This window comes from Streptomyces sp. OR43, from assembly GCF_008042275.1.
Lineage (GTDB): Bacteria > Actinomycetota > Actinomycetes > Streptomycetales > Streptomycetaceae > Streptomyces.
The window spans coordinates 867-17,438 of record NZ_RDBK01000012.1 but is presented as its reverse complement, the minus strand read 5'-3'; the positions used below and the strand labels follow the sequence as shown (position 1 = coordinate 17,438).

The window sequence follows — 16,572 nt, the reverse complement described above, 5'->3', positions numbered from 1 at the left end:
GGGGTTACTCCCACCTGATGCGGGGGTCGAGCCAGGCGTACACGAGGTCCGTGAGCAGCTGGACGAGGACGAAGACGGCGACCAGGAGCAGCAGCAGGTCCTGGACGACCGGGTAGTCCCGGCGCTGGAGGCCCTGTTCGGCGAGCTGGCCGAGACCCGGCCAGGCGAAGATCGCCTCGACGAGTACGGCTCCGCCGAGCAGATGCCCGACCTGCATGCCGAGCAGGGTGACGACGGGCGGGAGGGCGTTCGGCAGGGCGTGGCGCCACAGCAGCCGGCGCGGGGCGACTCCGGCGGCGGTCGCGGTGCGGATGTAGTCCTCGGCGAGTCCGCGTTCGATGCCGTCCTTGAGGTAGCGGCCGAGGACGGCGGCACTGGGCAGGGCCAGGCAGAGCGCGGGCAGCACCAGGTACTGCGCGGCGAGGTCGGGCGCGGACAGGAAGGCGACCCGGCCGCCCGGGGGCAGGACGCCGAGGATCACGGCGAACAGCAGCACGAGCAGGACCCCGCTGACGAAGGGCGGCACGGCCAGCGCGGCGGTCGTGGTCACCCGGACCGCGGTGCGGATCCAGCGGCTGCGGGAGGTGGCCCCGAGCACGCCGAAGGCCGTACCGAGCAGGACGACGAACAGGAGGGCGGCGACGGTCAGTTCGGCGGTGGCGCCGAGTCCGTCGCGGATCAGGTCGGCGGTCTGCCCGCCGATCGCGTACGAGGGGCCGAGGTCGCCCGTCAGCAGTGAGCCGATCCAGTGGGCGTACTGGGAGAGCAGCGGCGCGTCGAGGCCGAGCCGGTCGCGGATCGCCGCGACGGTGGCCGCGTCCGCGTCGGGGCCCGCGAGGGTGGTGGCCGGGTCGCCGGGAACGAGCCGCAGGATGGTGAAGATCAGGAAGGAGGCGGCCAGCAGGACGAGGAGGGCGGAGGGCAGCCGGCGGATCACGTAGCTGCGCATGTCACACCAGGTAGGCGTTGTCGAGGTTGAGATACGAGAACTTGTTGAGCGTGACGCCGTGCAGCCCGTCGGCGGCGACCTGGACCTGTCCGCGGACGACGAGGTCGATGAGGAATGCCTCGTCGAGCAGGATGGAGGAGATCTTCTCGTGCTGGGCGTTGGCCTCGGCGGTGCTCGACTCGGGCCTGGTCCAGGCCTCTTGCACCACCTTGGTGTACGCGGCGGACCGGTACTTGGAGGTGTTCTTCGCCTCGTTGAACGGATAGGCGCTCACCGCGAGGGTGGAGGGCTGGACCTGGGCGAAGCCGTGCCCCATGGTCCACAGGGCCGGCATGTCCTGGGAGATCAGCTTCTTCTGCCCGGTGGCCGGGTCGGTGGGCTGGAGTGTGACGTGGACGCCGACCTGCTTGAGGTCGTACTGGAGGGATTCGGCGATCGCGGTGTCGCCGGGCAGCGCCAGGTGCAGCAAGGGAAGTTCGAGCCTGGTGTGCCCGGCGGACTTCAGCAGCTCCCGGGCCTTGGCGGGGTCGTGCGAGTAGTGGGTGCGGTGCGCCTCGGTGAAGGCGGGCGAGGACTTGGGCCAGGGAGCGGCGGAGGCGAGGCCGTAGCCGCCGAGTGTCTGTGCGAGCAGCCGGTCGCGGTCGACGGCCCAGGCGAGGGCCTGGCGCACGGTCCGGTCGTTCAGCGGGGCGACGGTGGTGTTGACCCCCAGGTAGACGGCGCCGCCGCCTGTGTCGTAGTCGCTGATGGTGAGGTGCGGATCGCTCTTGGCGACGCCGAGGCTCTTGCCCGGCACGTTGAAGGAGAGCTGGGACTGGCCGGAGCGGAGCGACGAGAGCAGGGCGTCGGCCTGGGGTATGACCCGCAGTTCGACACCGTCGAGGTAGGGCCGGCCGGCCTGCCAGTACGTGTCGTTCCTGGCCAGGGTCAGGCCGGAGCCGGGGCTCCATTTCTTCAGCTTGAACGGGCCGGTGCCGATGAGCTGCTTTCCGGTGACGGCGTCCTCGACCGTCTCCGAATCGGCGATGATCATGAACTCGAACAGGTCGAACAGGTTGTTCACCGGGTGGGCCAGCTTGAGCACGAGTTCATGGTCTCCGCGCTTCTCGAAGCCGGTGACCGTGGCGGCCGTGGCCCGCAACTGCGCTGCGCGTAGCGGATTCTGAAGGTTCTTCACGGCGAAGATGACATCGGCCGCCGTGAACCTGCGGCCGCTGTGGAAGGTCACGTCGTCGCGCAGCCGCAGCGTGATGCTGCGCCCGTCCTTGGCGTACGTCCAGGAGCGGGCGAGCTCCGGCTGCGGGCTGAGACGGTCGTCGTAGCGGGTCAGGGTGTTGTAGATGAGCCGGTGCTGGAGGGACTGCCCGCTCTGGGAGAACAGCAGGGCGGGCGTGAAGTCGCTGTTCACAGCGATGTTGAGCACGCCACCGCGCCGGGGAGAGGCGCTCGCGCCCTTCGGAGCGGACGAGGCCTCCGAAACCGCCGAGCGGCAGCCCGCCAGGCCCAGTCCGAGAAGCAGGGTGCCGCCTCCGGCCGCGCGCAGTGTCGTGCGCCGGGAGGGTCCGGGGGGCGTGAGGGGGTACAGCTCGGTCATCGAAAGCCTGCCTGTGACGGTGGAGAACGGTGAAGGGAGGGTGCGGCGCGACGCACACCTGCATTGCTTCCGCTGCGGGAGGAATGGAAAGGCCGCGGTGGTGCTTCCCGAACGAGGCGTGGTGCAGGAGCACTTCGAGGTGTGCGGGATCAAGGCCGGCAGCGCGTCAAGACGCCTGCCGGAACGAGAAGGGGTGGGACGCGGGGCATCAGGCCGCAGCGCGGTGCCGGACCTCGGGGAACCGGCTCCGGCCAGGAGCCTCGTACTGCCGGTGAGGTGTCAGCGAGGCGTTGCGAACACCCGGGACGGGTCCGCGGAGGAGGCGGTCCGGGTCAGTTGCGGACGGCACAGACCGCGCTGGCCTGTCGACAGAGGTCGACGTGCCTGCGGGAGACGAGGCGCATGTCCGGGTTCACGGGAGCAATATGACAGTGGCTCCGGCGGACGGTCAACCCGGTCTGTCCGGATCCTGGTACGAAGCTCCCTGCCGTACCTCACGGGCGGCTACCGCTGGGACGCGGTCAGCGGGCTCCTGAACAGCGGGTTCAACAGGATGGTACCTGCCGCGACGGGGATGACGGCCGTCCCGGCATGCGGACTGACGATCCGTTCGGGATCCTGGCAGACGTGGGAATGGTCCACCGCCGCGCCCCGGATCTCCTCCAGGTACTCCGGATTGACCAGGCTGGAGTGCTCGGTGACCACGACCAGGTCCGGGTTGAGGACGTCCAGGAGCAGGGCCGCCGCCCGGCCGACCGCGCGGGCCCGCTCGCGCAGCAGCCGGTCGGCGCGGCTGTCACCCGCCGCCGCGGCGTCCACCACCAGGAACGCGTCGGGCTCGGGCACGATCCCGCGCCGCACGGCGGTGTGCGCGACGGCCGTGTTGGAGGCGGTCGCCTCCAGGCAGCCGGACCTGCCGCAGGGGCAGCTGACCGTGGAGTCCGGTACCGGCAGATGCGCCACGTCACCCGCTCCGGACCCCGGCCCCTGATGCACCACCCCGGCGATCCCGAGGGCGGCGTCGACCACGTTCCCGATGAAGAGGTGGACCAGGCTGCGGCGGGCCGCGGGCCGGCCGAAGAGGATCTCCGACTGGGCGATGGCCCGGGCGTGGTTGTCGATCCGCACATCGAGTCCGCCCAGGCCACGGGCGAGTTCGGCGGCGAGGGGCCGGTGGTGCCAGCCCAGCGCGTCATGCCGCACTGCCGTCCCCGTAGCCGGGTCGACCCAGCCTCCGAGGGCCGCGCCCACGCCCAGCAGGCGCCGGCCGCGGCCCGCGTCGGCCAGAAACGCGCGCAACCCCTGGACGATCCGGAGCGGCAGCTCTCCGGGCGCCAGGCCGTCGTGCGGGAGGGAGCGACGGGCCAGCAGCCGTCCGCGCAGATCCAGCAGGCCGAAGGTCGAACCGGGTACCCCTATGTGGACACCGCCCACGACCGGTCCGCCGCTCTCCCCGGTGTGCAGGTCGACCGGGATCTGCGGCCTGCCGACCCCGCTGCTCGCCACCAGTTCGGGCAACTCCCGTACCAGGCCCAGGCCTACGAGATCGGTGCACTGGCGGGACACGGCGGCCGGGCTGAGCCCGGAGAGATCGGAGATCGTCCGGCGGGCGACCGGCCCGTGGTCGAGGACGGTGCGCAGCACCGTGGCGGCGTTGGTCTCGCGCCGGCCGTCACCGGTCGCCCGGAAGACGTGGGGGGCAGCTGTCATGGGGCTTCCTTCGGTCCTGCGGCCCGGACGCGGGTCGCAACATTACGGCGGCATGAAATCGTCCCCGGGCCACGGCCCGGTGCCGGGCCCGCTGCTCGCCTTCTCCGGGACAACCGGAGAAGCCCCAGGTCACCTGCCGTTTCGCAAGGCTTCTCCGGAAGGGGTACGGGCCCCGTGCAAGGGCCGATTGAACCACTGCCCGGCGCCCGGCGGGGCGGGGACGGGCGCTTGACGTACTCCGCGGGGCGCTGCGAGTCTCCGGACATGTTCGCGACGGCCGATACCGATGCGCGGCCCGCCCGCGCCGGCCGTACCGCAATGCCGCCCGCGTGTCCGGGCCGCTGTACCGCCGCCTGACCAGGCTGCCCCGCACCGCACTTCGGACGGCTCTCCACCCACACGCCCGCTCCCGGACGACATCGCGTCCGACGGCGGTCACCTCACGCCCCTATTGATTCCGCTCCCGAATTAATCAACTCGCCGTTGACCGCGCTCCACGGCCGGCCGACGCACCAGCGTGTCCTTCGAAAGGGATCTGTCATGACCTCCACGACCACCGCTCCCGCCCTCACCGTCAGCAAGCTCGGCGGACGCATCGGCGCCGTCATCTCGGGCGTCCGCCTCGGCGGGGATCTCGCCCCCGAGACCGTCGCGGCCGTCCGGGCGGCGCTGCTGGCCAACAAGGTCGTCTTCTTCCGCGGCCAGGACCATCTGGACGAGGAAAGCCACGAGGCGTTCGGGCGGCTGCTCGGCACCCCGGTCGCCCATCCGACGGTTCCGTCCGCCGACGGCCGCTACTCGCTCGGCATCGACTCCGACCACGGCGGCCGGGCGAACCAGTGGCACACCGATGTCACGTTCGTCCCCGCCTACCCGGCCTTCTCCATCCTGCGCGCCGTCGTCATCCCGCCGTACGGCGGCAACACCCTGTGGTCCAACACGGCTGCCGCCTACGCCGAGCTGCCCGAGCAGCTGCGCACCCTGGCGGACAGTCTGCGGGCCGTCCACTCCAACGACTACGACTACGTCGCCCTGCGGCCGAACGCCCTGCCGGAGGCGCTGGCCAAGTACCAGGAGGTGTTCACCTCGACGAAGTTCCTCACCGAGCACCCGGTGGTCCGCGTCCACCCCGAGACCGGTGAGCGTGTGCTGCTCCTCGGCAACTTCGTCCAGCGGATCAGCGGGCTGACCGGCCGCGACTCCCGGGCACTGGTCGATCTGTTCCAGTCCCACATCGAGCGCCCCGAGAACACGGTGCGCTGGGACTGGCAGGTGGGCGACGTCGCCATCTGGGACAACCGTGCCACCCAGCACTACGGCGTGGACGACTCCGACACGCACGAGCGCAAGCTGCGCCGCGTCACCATCGACGGCGACGTCCCGGTCGGCACCGACGGCCGCTCCTCCACCCTCATCAGCCCCGAGGCGGTGCCCGACCCGTCCTTCGGCATCGCGTCCGGCGCCTCGACGGCCGAGACCGCGGGCGTGTGAGCGTGCCCGTCCCGCACGGTGAGTCACCGGCCCCGGCGGGCGGTGCTGCGGCGTCGCCCGCGGGGGTGCCTCCGCAGGTGATCGTGATCCTCACCGACCAGCAGCGCTGGGACACGGCCGGCGTCCACGGCAATCCGGCGCGGGTGACCGGGGAGTTCGACCGTATCGCCCGCGAGGGCACCCTGTTCGCTCAGGCGATCACGCCCAACCCGGTCTGCGCACCGGCCCGTTCCGCGCTGCAGACCGGCCGCTTTCCGACCGCGGCGGGAGTCTTCCGCAACGGTCTGCCGCTCCCCCCGGGCATCCCCACCCTCGCCGGAGAGTTCGCGGCGGCCGGGTATGCGACGGGCTACATCGGCAAATGGCACCTGGCGGGCGAGGACCAGCCGGACGGCCCGGTGCCACCGGACCGCCGGGGCGGCTACGGAAGCTGGCTCGCCTCGGACCGGCTCGAGTTCACCTCGGACGCCTACCGCACGGTGGTGTACGACGAGGGCGGGGAGGCCGTCCGGCTTCCCGGATACCGCTCGGACGCCCTGATCGACGCGGCGATCCGTTTCGTTGCCGACCACCACGACCGCCCGTACCTGCTGTTCCTCTCCCTGCTGGAGCCGCACCACCAGAATCCGACCGACGACTACCCGGCTCCGACGGGCTACCGCGAGCGCTACGAGGGCGCGTGGCTGCCCCCGGACCTCGCCGCGCTCGCACCGGAAGCCCCGCAGGGCGGTGCGCACCGGCATCTGGCCGGATACCTCGGACAGATCAAGCGGGTCGACGAGGGGGTGGGGCGCCTGCGCGACGCCCTGCGCAGCATCGGGACCGAGGAGAACACCGTGCTGGCCTGGACGGCGGATCACGGCTCCCACTTCCGTACCCGCAACAGCGAGTACAAGCGCTCGGCCCATGAGGCGTCCGTCCATGTGCCGCTCGCCTTCACCGGGCCGGGCTTCAGCGGCGGCGGGCTCGTCAGCCGGCCGGTCGGCACGGTGGACCTGATGCCCACCCTGCTGGCGGCCGCGGGCCTTCCGGTTCCCGACGGTCTCCACGGACGCTCGCTGCTTCCGCTGACCGGTGGGGGCCGTGACCCCGGCCGGCCCGGCTCCGTGTTCGTCCAGATCAGCGAAGACCGGGTGGGGCGCGCGGTACGTACCTCCCGGTGGAAGTACGTGGTGGACGCGCCGGGCGCGGACGCGTGGCACGATCCGGGCGCGGAGCGCTACACGGAGACGGAGCTGTACGACCTGGCGGCCGACCCGTACGAACTGGACAACCTCGCCGGGCTGGACTCGCACCGGGAGGTCGCCGACGAGCTGCGCCGGGAACTGCTGGGCTGGCTCGAACGGATCGAGGACGTGAAGCCGGAGATCGAGCGGGCCGCCGCGCGCCCGTCCGGTCAGCGCCGCGCGGAGTCGTTCCCGGGCGGGACGCCGTGGGAGGGTGTGCGGTTCGGTCACCGGCCGCGCCCCTGACGGTCCCGGGCCCTTCGCCGCTGCCGCTCAGACGCCCTGGGCGGCGACGACGGAGTCGGGCTCCTGACGTGTCCTCGCCGCCCACCGTGCCGCCGGCCCCAGCGCGTACGACGCGGCGAGGACAACTCCCCCGAGCAGCAGCCAGCCCGCCGTGCCCCAGCCGACCAGCAGCGTGGTGAGCAGGAGGGGTCCCAGCGTGCGCGCGACGGTGACGCCGGTACCGAAGAAGCCCTGGTACTCGCCGATGCGCCCCGCCGGTGCCAGATCGAAGGAGAGCTGCCAGGAGCCGGCCGAGTGCAGCATTTCCGCCGCGACCAGCAGCACGGAGCCACCGGCCAGGGCGGTCACCGCGAGCCACGAGTCGTCCACCGCCGACATGGCGAGGACGAGGCAGGTCAGGACCATGAGCGCGCCGGACCGGCGAAGGGCTCGCGCTGCCGTGGAGATCCCGTTCACGGAGCGGGCGGTTCGGATCTGGAAGAGCATCACGGCACCGGTGTTGAGCACGAAGAGCGCGGAGACCACCCACTCGGGAGCCTCGGTCCGCTCGGTGATCCACAGCGGCAGACCGACGCTGAGCAGTGGCATGCGCACGAGGAGCACGGCGTTGAGGAGCGTGACGACGGCGTACGGCCGGTCGCGCAGCACCACAAGCTGCGCGCTCCGGTCCCCGGGCACCGCCGCGACGGCCGGCAGCCGGAGCAGGACGAGTGCGCAGAGCAGGAAGCTTGCGGCGTCGACGGCGAAGACCGCCAGGTACGCCGCCGTGGATCCGGCGGACAGCGCGAGGCCGCCGAGTGCGGCGCCCACGGCAAGGCCCGCGTTCAGCGTCGACTGCAGGTGGGCGAGCGCACCGGTGCGCTCCTCCTTGGCGACGAGGCCCGCGAGCAGAGCCTGACGGGCGGCGGCGAGGCCCGACTGCGCGGTGGCGTAGAGGCAGGCGGCTGCGAGGAACGGCGCGAAGTCCCGTACGACGAGGAAGGACGCGACGGCGGCACAGGTGGCGAGGGCGAGCAGGACCGCCGTTCCCCGCGGCCCCCGGCGGTCGGCGATCCGGCCGAGGGGCACCCCGACGACGGAGCCGACCGCCCAGGCGACGGTGAGTCCGAGCCCGATCCTGGCGGGAGCGAGGCCGACCACATGGGTGAAGTAGAGGGCCGAGGTGACGTAGTAGGCGCCGTCGCCGACTGAGTTGGTCAACTGGGCCAGCGAAAGCGTGCGTTGAGGTCCGACCGGCGGCAGGAGTTTCGGCATGGCGTTGAGGCTACGCAGGGATCGGCTCACCCGCGTGGGGCAATTCGACACCACGCGGGTGGGCCATTTCGGCTGTTTCCGTTCAGTCGGAGAAGTGCCGGCGCAGGTGCAGGTCGAAGAACCGCTCGACGAGACCGGAGGTGAGCGCGCCGGGCCGGTCCGGCGTGCGCTCGCCGGACCGCGTGGTATGCACGGTCGTGGGCAGAGGCGGCGTGCGCTCGAGTGCGTCGGTGTTGAAGAAGCCGTGTCCGGCTCCGTGGACCGTCACCAGGGTCGCTTCGCTGCCGGCACCGCGCAGGGCGTCGAAGAGCCGTTGGCTCTGCCTCGGCCCGACCAGGAGGTCCGCGTCTCCGTGCAGGATCAGGAAGGGTGCCGTCGGCCCGCTGACGTGGCTCACGGGGCTTGCCTGCGAGGCGAGTTCAGGACGGTCCGCCGTGGGGCCGCCGAGCAGTCCCCAGGGCGGGGACGACGGATCGATGTCGTTCACGACCCCGCCCGGCAGCCTGTCCTCGTCCATGTGGAGGAGGTCGGCGGGGCCGTAGCCGTCGACGACGGCCCGCACGTCGCTGGGATACGCGGCGTGGCCCCCGTTCCCCTCCCACACCGGGTCGCCGCCGGTCAGTCCGAGCAGTGCGGCCAGATGCCCGCCGGCCGAGCTTCCCCATGCGCCGATGCGTTCCGCGTCGAGGCCGCGATCCTGCGCCACCGACCGTAGATAGCGCACGGCGGCTTTCACGTCGTGCAGCTGGGCCGGCCAGAGCGCCGTACGGCTCGACCGGTATTCGATGTCCGCCATGGCGTAGCCGCGCTGGGCGAACAGCCGCCCCAGGTGAGGGCCCATGCCCCGGGCGGCGCGCTGCCATCCGCCGCCCGGCAGCCAGACGATGACGGGACGCGGCCCGGGCACGCCCTCGGGCAGATACAGGTCCAGCCGCAGTTCACCGCCGGTGCTGGGCTCCGAGAAGACCAGGTCACGCAGAACCGTCACGGCCGCGGCGGGCGCCGTCGGTCCCGGTGGCGAGGTCGCGGCGAGGCCCTCGACGTAGGTCTGCATCAGGGTCGCGTTGCGGCCGCGCTGCTCCGCGTCGGCCGGGCCGTCCGCCTCCGCTCGCGGGCTCATGCTCCTTCCCACTGCTGACCGGGGGCGGGAGTGTTCCGGTAGCGGGTGAACGCCTGCCGCATCCGGTCCGGGGAGGGGACGAAGGGGACGGTCGGCACGTCCCGTTCCTCCGTCAGATCGCCCAACGCCTGGAAGAAGCGCTCGAATCCGCCGGTGGACACGCCGAGGATCTTGTTGTACTCGCCTTCGGTCCGGTACGAGTGGACGATGCCGGCGGGCACATAGCCGAAGTCGCCCGGGCGCAGCAGTCTGCTCTCCTGACGCCCGTCGGGGTGTTCCAGGAAGACGCGGGCGGCCCCCTCGACCACGTAGAAGATCTCGTGCACGTCCTCGTGCGAGTGCGCGACGATCAGGTCGCCCTTGGGCTGGCGCGTAGTGAAGACCCCGAACTGGCCCTCCGTCTCGTCCGCCGACAGCAGGACCGTCACGACGCTGTCGAACAGCTTCGCCCGCTCGCCGTCCCCGTCCTCCAGGAAGAAGGGTGCGGGACGTCCTGGAAGGACTCCCTCCCAGGACGGCTTCGACCGGCGGTCGGGGACGTGATCGAATGTCACAGGTGCCTCCAGGCAGTGGGTACGGGTGCGTCGAGTCTGCTGACGCATCTCTCCGGAAGCCACGACCTGTTACCCCAAGCATCATGAGGCCGAACCTAACCTTGCAGGTCGGAGTGGCCCTCGCCGCGACCGCCGTCAGCCGGGTCCGGGCCGCCCCGTCTCGCGGCGTGCCACGCGTACGGCGAGTTCCTCGACCGCCAGGACCGCGGCGGAGGGGGCCCTGGCCGACCGGAGCAGATAGACGGTGGCGTCGGGCAGTCCTCGCACCGGGACGAAGGCGACGCCGTGCCGGGACGATCCGGAGACCGCTCCCGCTCCGGCGATGTTGACCGCGAGGCCCGCCGAGCAGATGTCGAGCACCTCCTCGAACGTGGCGGCGACGTAGGCGACCTCGGGAGCGAAGCCGTCGCTGCGCGGCAGCCCGAGCCAGTCGGTGAGCGCCTCGTCGCCCAGCGTCGCGACGAAGAGCTCGTCCGCCACCTCGTCCACGGTGACGCTGTCACGGCCGGCCAGCGGGTGGCCGGCGCCGGCCACCAGGACCCGGCCCTCGGACCACAGCGGCACCACGTGCAGGTCCGGGCCCGAGGGAGCTGCCAGGGCCGGCGCCAGGACCAGGTCGACCAGGCCTGTTCGCAGCGCGCCCAGGGAGCCGTCGAACCCGAGGCGCCGGATCTCCCACCGCGTGCCGGGAAGAGCGCGCGCTGCCTCGGCCAGGATGGCGGAGCCGATGTGGCTGCCGACCACGAGGCCGACGCGTACCACCGCCCCGCCCGCCCGCCGTTCCTCGGCCCACGCCACGATGTCGTCGAGCGCCGCGATGGAACGGCGGGCCATCGGCAGCAGTTCCGACCCCAGTTCGGTGAGTTCGACGTGGCGCGCGTCCCGGCGGAACAGCGGGGCGCCGAACCGCCGTTCCAGCGCGGCGATCTGCTGGCTCAGCGACGGGGCGGAGATGCGCAGGCCCTGCGCGGCACGGGCGAAGTGCAGCTCGTGTGCCACGGCGACGAAGTACCGCAGCTGCTGGACCGTGAGATCCACGGAGATCCTCCTGGTGGGACCGTCGCTACGGCAGGCGCAGTCCGGCGTAGTTCTGCGCCAGTTCGGCGGCGGCGTGCGGCGAGGCGGCGATCCTGTCCAGCTGTGAGACCTGCAGCCGGGTGTCGAAACCGCTCTGCTCCGGGTCGGTGTGGAGCGTGGTGGTCATGAAGTACGAGAAGTGCTCGGCCCGCCACACCCGGCGCAGGCACGTGTCCGAGTAGGCGTCCAGCAGTTCGGACGATCCGGTCGTGTGCCGGTGCACCAGGGCGCGGGCGAGCACGACGACGTCGGCCGCCGCCAGGTTGAGCCCCTTCGCGCCGGTGGGCGGCACGATGTGGGCGGCGTCCCCGGCGAGGAACACCGAGCCGTACCGCATCGGCTCCGTGACAGAACTGCGCATCGGCAGAACGGACTTCGCGGTAATGGGGCCGCGTCGCAGTTTCCAGTCCCCGTCGACGGCGAAGCGTGCGTCGAGCTCGTCCCAGATCCGTTCGTCGGACCAGCCGGCGGGGTCGGTGCCGTTGGGCACCTGGAGGTAGAGCCGGCTGACCTCGGGCGACCGCATGCTGTGCAGGGCGAAACCGCGCGGCGAGTGGGCGTAGATCAGTTCGTCGCAGGACGGCGGCACGTCGGCCAGGATCCCCAGCCAGGAGTACGGGTACACCCGGTCGTACGTCCGCCGCACGCCGGCCGGGATCGCGGCCCGGGTGACGCCGTGGAATCCGTCGCAGCCCACCACGTAGTCGCAGGTGAGTACCTCGTCGCGGCCTTCGTGGGTGTAGTGGACGGCCGGCCGGCCCGAGTCGGCCCCTTCGACCGACCTGACCTCGGCACCGAAGAACAGCGGGGCACCGTCGGCCAGTTGCAGGGCTATGAGGTCCTTGACGACCTCGGTCTGGGCGTAGACCCACACCCGTCGGCCGTCGGTGAGCGAGGGGAAGTCGACGCGGTGGGACCGGCCGTCCCAGCGCAGCTCGATGCCGTCGTGCACCAGGCCCTCGGCGTCGAGGCGCTCGGCCGCACCGGCCTCGCGGAGGGCGTCGACGGTGGGCTGTTCGAGAATGCCGGCGCGCTGGCGCTGTTCGACGTAGGCGCGGTCCCGGCTCTCCAGGACCACGCAGTCGACGCCTGCGCGGTGCAGCATGCGGGCGAGCAGAAGTCCCGCCGGTCCGCCGCCGATGATCCCTACGGTCGTGTGCACGGTCTATTTCTCCTCTGCGCTGTGGCTGATGTCGGTGAGGATCCGGTCCGCCGCGGCGAACGCGGCGTTGGCCGCCGGGACTCCGCAGTAGACGGCTGCCTGGAGCAGGACCTCCTGGACGTCCTCGGGGGTGAGGTCGCCGCTGACGAGTGCGGCCCGCAGGTGCATGGCCAGTTCCTCGTGGTGGCCGAGGGCGACCAGGGCGGTGAGGGTGAGGCAGCGCCGGGTGCGGTGGTCCAGCCCGGGCCGGGTCCACACCTCGCCCCAGGCGTAGCGGGTGATGAAGTCCTGGAAGACGGCGGTGAAGGGGGTGGTCCGGGCGATGGCCCGGTCGACGTGCGCGTCGCCGAGGACGGTACGGCGTACGGCGAGGCCGGCGCCGTGGCGGGAGGAGTCGTCGGTGGCCGTGGCGGCGGTGAAGTGGGTGGACAGCGCCGCCGTTACAGGTGCCGGCCGTTCGACGTTGGCCAGGTGCGAGGCGCCCGGGAGTTCGACCAGGGTCGAGCCGGGGATGGTGTCGGCCAGTTCGCGGGCATGGGCGACCGGGGTCGCGGGGTCGTCGCGACCCGCCACGACGAGCGTGGGGGCGGTGATGCCCGCCAGTTCGCCGCGCAGGTCGTACGCGGCGAGGGCGTCGCACAGCGAGGCGTAGGCGTGGGGGTCGACGTCGTGCAGGCCGGCCAGAAGGGCGCGGGCCGCCGGGCCGCCCGCGAAGTCCGTGGTGAACCAGCGGCCCGCCGCGGTCTCGGCCACCGGTCCGATGCCTTCGGTCCGTACGAGGGCCGCGCGCTCGCGCCAAGCCTCCGGTTCGCCGAAGCGCGCCGAGGAACAGACGAGCGCGAGCGAGGTGACCCGCTCCGGGTGGTGGACGCCCAGCCAGGCGCCGACCGCGCCGCCGAGGGAGATGCCCGCGTACGCGAACCGCTCGATGCCGAGGGCGTCGGCCAGGCGGAGTACCTGCCCTCCCAGCTCCGCGACGCCGCCGCCGTCGGGGAACAGCGCGGCGGGCGTGCCGCCGTGACCGGGCAGGTCCCAGCGGACGACGCGGTGGTCGCGGGCCAGGCCGGCGATCTGTGTGTCCCAGACGGACAGTGCGGTGCCGAGGGACGGCCCGAGGAGGAGGTGCGGTGCGGAGAGGGGGCCGTCCACCTGGTGGTGGAGAAGGCGCGCCGTGGGTGCGGTCGGGGTGGTCATGGGGCTCCTGGTCCGGCCGGTGCCGGATGCGATGAGTGCCCGGCGGCAGCCGCCGGGAGCGCACGGTGCGGGTGGGCCGTCGCCGTGCGGCCGGTGCGGGTCGGGGTCGTGGTGTGCGGTCTGCGCGTCACTCCGGAACGGTCCCCCCGTCGTGGTGGCGGCGCAGCGCGCGGTCGGCGAGGAGGCCGGCCGATCCCGTGTATCCGGACGGGTCGCCGAGGGTCCTCAGCTCGTCCGGCGACACGATGCCCGCCAGTGCGGGGTCCTGGGCGAGGGCGTCGTGGAGGCGGGTTCCCTCACGGGCCGCGCGGGCGGCTCCCCGGGTCACCGCCGTGCGGGCCGCGGCCCGTCCCATCCGGGCCGAGAGGACGGCGGTGATCCGTTCGCTGACGATCAGTCCGCCGGTCGCACCGAGGTTCGCGCGCATGCGCCCGGGGTGGACCCGCAGCCCTTCGGCCAGGGTGGCCGCCGCGTCGGCGGCTCCGCCGACCGTGCGCAGTGCCTCCCGCAGGGGCTGCCATTCGGCATGCCACGCTCCGGGCGGGCGCTCGTCCTCGGCGGCGAGTGCACCGTACAGGATCCCCACCGCTGCGGGGACCTGGCGGGCGGCCGAGGCGATGAGGACGGCGCGGGCCGGATTGGCTTTGTGCGGCATCGCCGACGAGCCGCCGCCGGTGCTCTCGGAGACCTCACCGATCTCGGTGCGGGAGAGGACGAGGACGTCCGCGGCGAGTTTCCCGAGCGCCCCGGCGGTGAAGGCCAGCGCTCCGGCGAGGTCGGCGACGGGGGTACGCAGGGTGTGCCAGGGCAGGAGGGGCACGGCCAGCCCCGTCGCGTCGGCATAGGCGGCGACGAGGCCGAGGCCGGTGTCCCGGACCTCTCCAGCGCCCCGCTCCCCCGAGTCCGCGAAGGCCCCGAACGCGGCCAGCGTCCCTGCCGCGCCCCCCAGTTGTACCGGGAGCGTGTGCAGGACCGCCGCGACCCGGTCGCGGGCGTCGAGGATCAGGCTGCGCCATCCCGCCGCCTTCAGGCCGAAGGTCGTGGGCACGGCGTGCTGGGTGAGCGTGCGCCCCGCCATCGGGGTGTCCCGGTGCTCGGCGGCGATGAGCGCGAGGGCCGCGGCGGCCCGGTCCAGGTCGGCCAGGATCAGCCGCAGAGCCCCGGAGGCCACCAGCATGGCGGCGGTGTCGAGGATGTCCTGGCTGGTCGCGCCCCGGTGGACATGGGCCGCGGCCTCCTCGGACCGTTCGGCGACGGCGGCCGTCAGGTCGGCGGCCATCGGGATGACCGGATTCCCGCCCGAACGGGCCCGCAGCGCCAGGGAGCGCGCGTCGAACCGGGTGGCGTCGGCCGCGGCCGCCGCGACGGTGTCCGCGGTACCGGCCGGTGCGTGGCCGAGTGATTCCTGGGCGCGGACGAGCGCGGTCTCGGCGTCGAGCAGGGCGCGCACGTAGGCGGCGTCGCCCGTCGCGTCCTCGACCGCCGTCCCGGCGCGGACCGGCGCCAGCAGTCCGACATCCGCCGCGGCGTCATCCCGGGCGGCCGCGCCGACGTCCGCCGCGTCACCCGGAGCCGCCGGGCCGGAGTCCGCCGCCGCGTCACCCGAAGTCAAGGAAGACCGTCTCCTCATGTACGCCGTCGTACTGCAGACGGATGTCGAAACGGTGGATGCCGGTGTCCTCCGGCGTGGTGAGGAGGGTGGCCCGCCGCTCCTCGGGAAGGTCCGCGAGCAGGCCGTCGCGGTCGAGGCCGGCGGCGTCGTGCAGATAGGCGCGGGTGTGCAGGTGGTGCGTCAGACCGCGGGCGAAGACGAGGACCGCGAGGTACGGGGCTCCGCCCGGCGGCAGCGTCGTGACGGTGTAGTGCCCGTCGGCGTCCGTCGCCACCCGGCCGAAGCCGGTGAACGCGACTCCGTGGCGGCCGATGACCGCCCCGGTGACGGGGTCGCGGCGCAGCGAACCGGGCGCCCCGTGCCGGGAGCCGTCGGGTGCGGGCTGCCACACCTCGATGAGGGCGTCGGGCACCGGCTCGCCGGCCCCGTCGAGGACGTGTCCGTGCAGGACCACGGTGCCGGGCCGGCCGGGCGGCGCCATGTCGCCGCCGCCCGGGAAGGGCAGGGCGTACCCGTAGAAGGGTCCGACGGTCTGGGACGGGGTGGGCAGAAGCTCCCCGGCTGCGGAAGCGGCGGCGGACATCAGCGGCCCTCCTCGGTCCAGGTGGCGGACGGGCCGTCGAGGACGATGTCCCAGCGGTAGCCCAGCGACCATTCGGGGGTGGACCGTTCGTGGTCGTACGCCGCGACGAGACGGCCGCGGGCGGAGTCGTCGGTGACGGACTGGAGGATCGGGTCGTAGGCGAAGAGCGGATCGCCCGGGAAGTACATCTGGGTGATCAGACGCTGCGTGAACGCCGCCCCGAACAGCGAGAAGTGGATGTGCGCGGGGCGCCAGGCGTTGGTGTGGTTGCGCCAGGGATAGGCACCCGGCTTGACGGTGACGAAGGAGTAACCGCCCTGGTCGTCGGTCAGGCAGCGGCCCACGCCGGTGAAGTTCGGGTCGAGGGGTGCGGGGTGCTGGTCGCGCAGGTGGGCGTACCGGCCCGACGCGTTGGCCTGCCAGATCTCCACGAGCTGGCCGCGCACGGGGCGGCCCGACCGGTCGAGGACCCGTCCGGTGACCCTGATCCGCTCGCCCAGCGGTTCTCCGTGGTGCTGCCTGGTCAGGTCGTGGTCGAGTTCGGTGATGTCGGTGACGCCGAAGACGGGGCCGGTCAGTTCGACGGCCTCCGGGTCGGCGCCCACCTGGATCAGCGGGCGCTTCGGGTGCCGCAGGGTGCTGCTGCGGTAGGGGGCGTAGTCCCGGGCGGGGTGCGGGCGTACGGGTGCGCCGCCGGCCAGCGACGCGGCGTAGTCCGCGCGCGCCGCGGTGATCTCGGCGGTGATGTCGGCCTGCGTCAGGGCGCGGGGACCGGCCGGGGCGGTGGGGGTGCTCATGGG

15 protein-coding genes are annotated in these 16,572 nt (G+C 72.8%); 2 read left to right on the top strand and 13 right to left on the bottom strand.

Going from position 1 to position 16,572, the window contains the following annotated elements:
- Positions 1–4 precede the first annotated feature (4 nt).
- The 4 genes from EAO72_RS08285 to EAO72_RS08275 all read right to left on the bottom strand — a co-directional run bounded on the left by EAO72_RS08285 (position 5) and on the right by EAO72_RS08275 (position 4,253).
- Positions 5–949 carry an ABC transporter permease gene (locus tag EAO72_RS08285; RefSeq protein ID WP_148016594.1) on the bottom strand — a complete coding sequence of 315 codons (945 nt, stop codon included), beginning with the start codon at positions 947–949 and terminating at the stop codon, positions 5–7.
- Position 950: 1 nt separating this feature from the next.
- Positions 951–2,543: an ABC transporter substrate-binding protein gene (locus tag EAO72_RS08280; protein WP_148016593.1), complete on the bottom strand. Its 1,593-nt coding sequence runs from the start codon at positions 2,541–2,543 to the stop codon at positions 951–953.
- A gap of 332 nt (positions 2,544–2,875) precedes the next feature.
- Positions 2,876–2,947, bottom strand: a complete 72-nt coding sequence (locus EAO72_RS43760) for a putative leader peptide (RefSeq protein WP_315986294.1) — start codon at positions 2,945–2,947, stop codon at positions 2,876–2,878.
- A 100-nt stretch (positions 2,948–3,047) separates the two neighbouring features.
- Complete coding sequence (locus EAO72_RS08275) at positions 3,048–4,253, bottom strand: ROK family transcriptional regulator (protein ID WP_148016592.1); 1,206 nt, start codon at positions 4,251–4,253, stop codon at positions 3,048–3,050.
- A gap of 540 nt (positions 4,254–4,793) precedes the next feature.
- Between EAO72_RS08275 and EAO72_RS08270 the strand changes: the two genes are divergently transcribed.
- The gene (locus tag EAO72_RS08270; protein WP_148016591.1) at positions 4,794–5,744 is read left to right on the top strand and encodes a TauD/TfdA dioxygenase family protein; all 951 of its coding nucleotides are present in this window, start codon (positions 4,794–4,796) and stop codon (positions 5,742–5,744) included.
- The gene (locus EAO72_RS08265) at positions 5,741–7,216 is read left to right on the top strand and encodes a sulfatase-like hydrolase/transferase (protein ID WP_261991368.1); all 1,476 of its coding nucleotides are present in this window, start codon (positions 5,741–5,743) and stop codon (positions 7,214–7,216) included. Before EAO72_RS08270 ends, EAO72_RS08265 begins: the two co-directional genes overlap by 4 nt.
- Positions 7,217–7,243: 27 nt before the next feature.
- Here the strand turns inward: EAO72_RS08265 and EAO72_RS08260 are convergent, their stop codons facing one another.
- The 9 genes from EAO72_RS08260 to pcaH form a co-directional block, all read right to left on the bottom strand.
- Positions 7,244–8,470, bottom strand: coding sequence for an MFS transporter (locus EAO72_RS08260; RefSeq protein WP_148016590.1), 1,227 nt, complete (start codon positions 8,468–8,470; stop codon positions 7,244–7,246).
- 82 nt (positions 8,471–8,552) lie between these two features.
- A complete protein-coding gene (locus EAO72_RS08255; protein ID WP_148016589.1) occupies positions 8,553–9,590 on the bottom strand; it encodes an alpha/beta hydrolase in 1,038 nt (345 codons plus the stop codon).
- Positions 9,587–10,144: a quercetin 2,3-dioxygenase gene (locus tag EAO72_RS08250; RefSeq protein WP_222724075.1), complete on the bottom strand. Its 558-nt coding sequence runs from the start codon at positions 10,142–10,144 to the stop codon at positions 9,587–9,589. The genes EAO72_RS08255 and EAO72_RS08250 overlap by 4 nt, the downstream gene beginning before the upstream one ends.
- A gap of 135 nt (positions 10,145–10,279) precedes the next feature.
- The gene (locus tag EAO72_RS08245) at positions 10,280–11,182 is read right to left on the bottom strand and encodes a LysR family transcriptional regulator (protein ID WP_148016587.1); all 903 of its coding nucleotides are present in this window, start codon (positions 11,180–11,182) and stop codon (positions 10,280–10,282) included.
- A 25-nt stretch (positions 11,183–11,207) separates the two neighbouring features.
- Positions 11,208–12,383, bottom strand: coding sequence for a 4-hydroxybenzoate 3-monooxygenase (locus EAO72_RS08240; RefSeq protein WP_148016586.1), 1,176 nt, complete (start codon positions 12,381–12,383; stop codon positions 11,208–11,210).
- A 3-nt stretch (positions 12,384–12,386) separates the two neighbouring features.
- Positions 12,387–13,577 (bottom strand): bifunctional 3-oxoadipate enol-lactonase/4-carboxymuconolactone decarboxylase PcaDC, encoded by a 1,191-nt coding sequence (pcaDC, locus tag EAO72_RS08235; RefSeq protein ID WP_148016585.1) that lies wholly within the window; start codon positions 13,575–13,577, stop codon positions 12,387–12,389.
- A gap of 127 nt (positions 13,578–13,704) precedes the next feature.
- Positions 13,705–15,207, bottom strand: a complete 1,503-nt coding sequence (pcaB, locus tag EAO72_RS08230) for a 3-carboxy-cis,cis-muconate cycloisomerase (RefSeq protein WP_148016584.1) — start codon at positions 15,205–15,207, stop codon at positions 13,705–13,707.
- Positions 15,176–15,772 (bottom strand): protocatechuate 3,4-dioxygenase subunit alpha, encoded by a 597-nt coding sequence (pcaG, locus tag EAO72_RS08225; RefSeq protein WP_148016583.1) that lies wholly within the window; start codon positions 15,770–15,772, stop codon positions 15,176–15,178. The genes pcaB and pcaG overlap by 32 nt, the downstream gene beginning before the upstream one ends.
- Positions 15,772–16,569 carry a protocatechuate 3,4-dioxygenase subunit beta gene (pcaH, locus tag EAO72_RS08220; protein WP_148016582.1) on the bottom strand — a complete coding sequence of 266 codons (798 nt, stop codon included), beginning with the start codon at positions 16,567–16,569 and terminating at the stop codon, positions 15,772–15,774. Before pcaH ends, pcaG begins: the two co-directional genes overlap by 1 nt.
- Positions 16,570–16,572 lie beyond the last annotated feature (3 nt).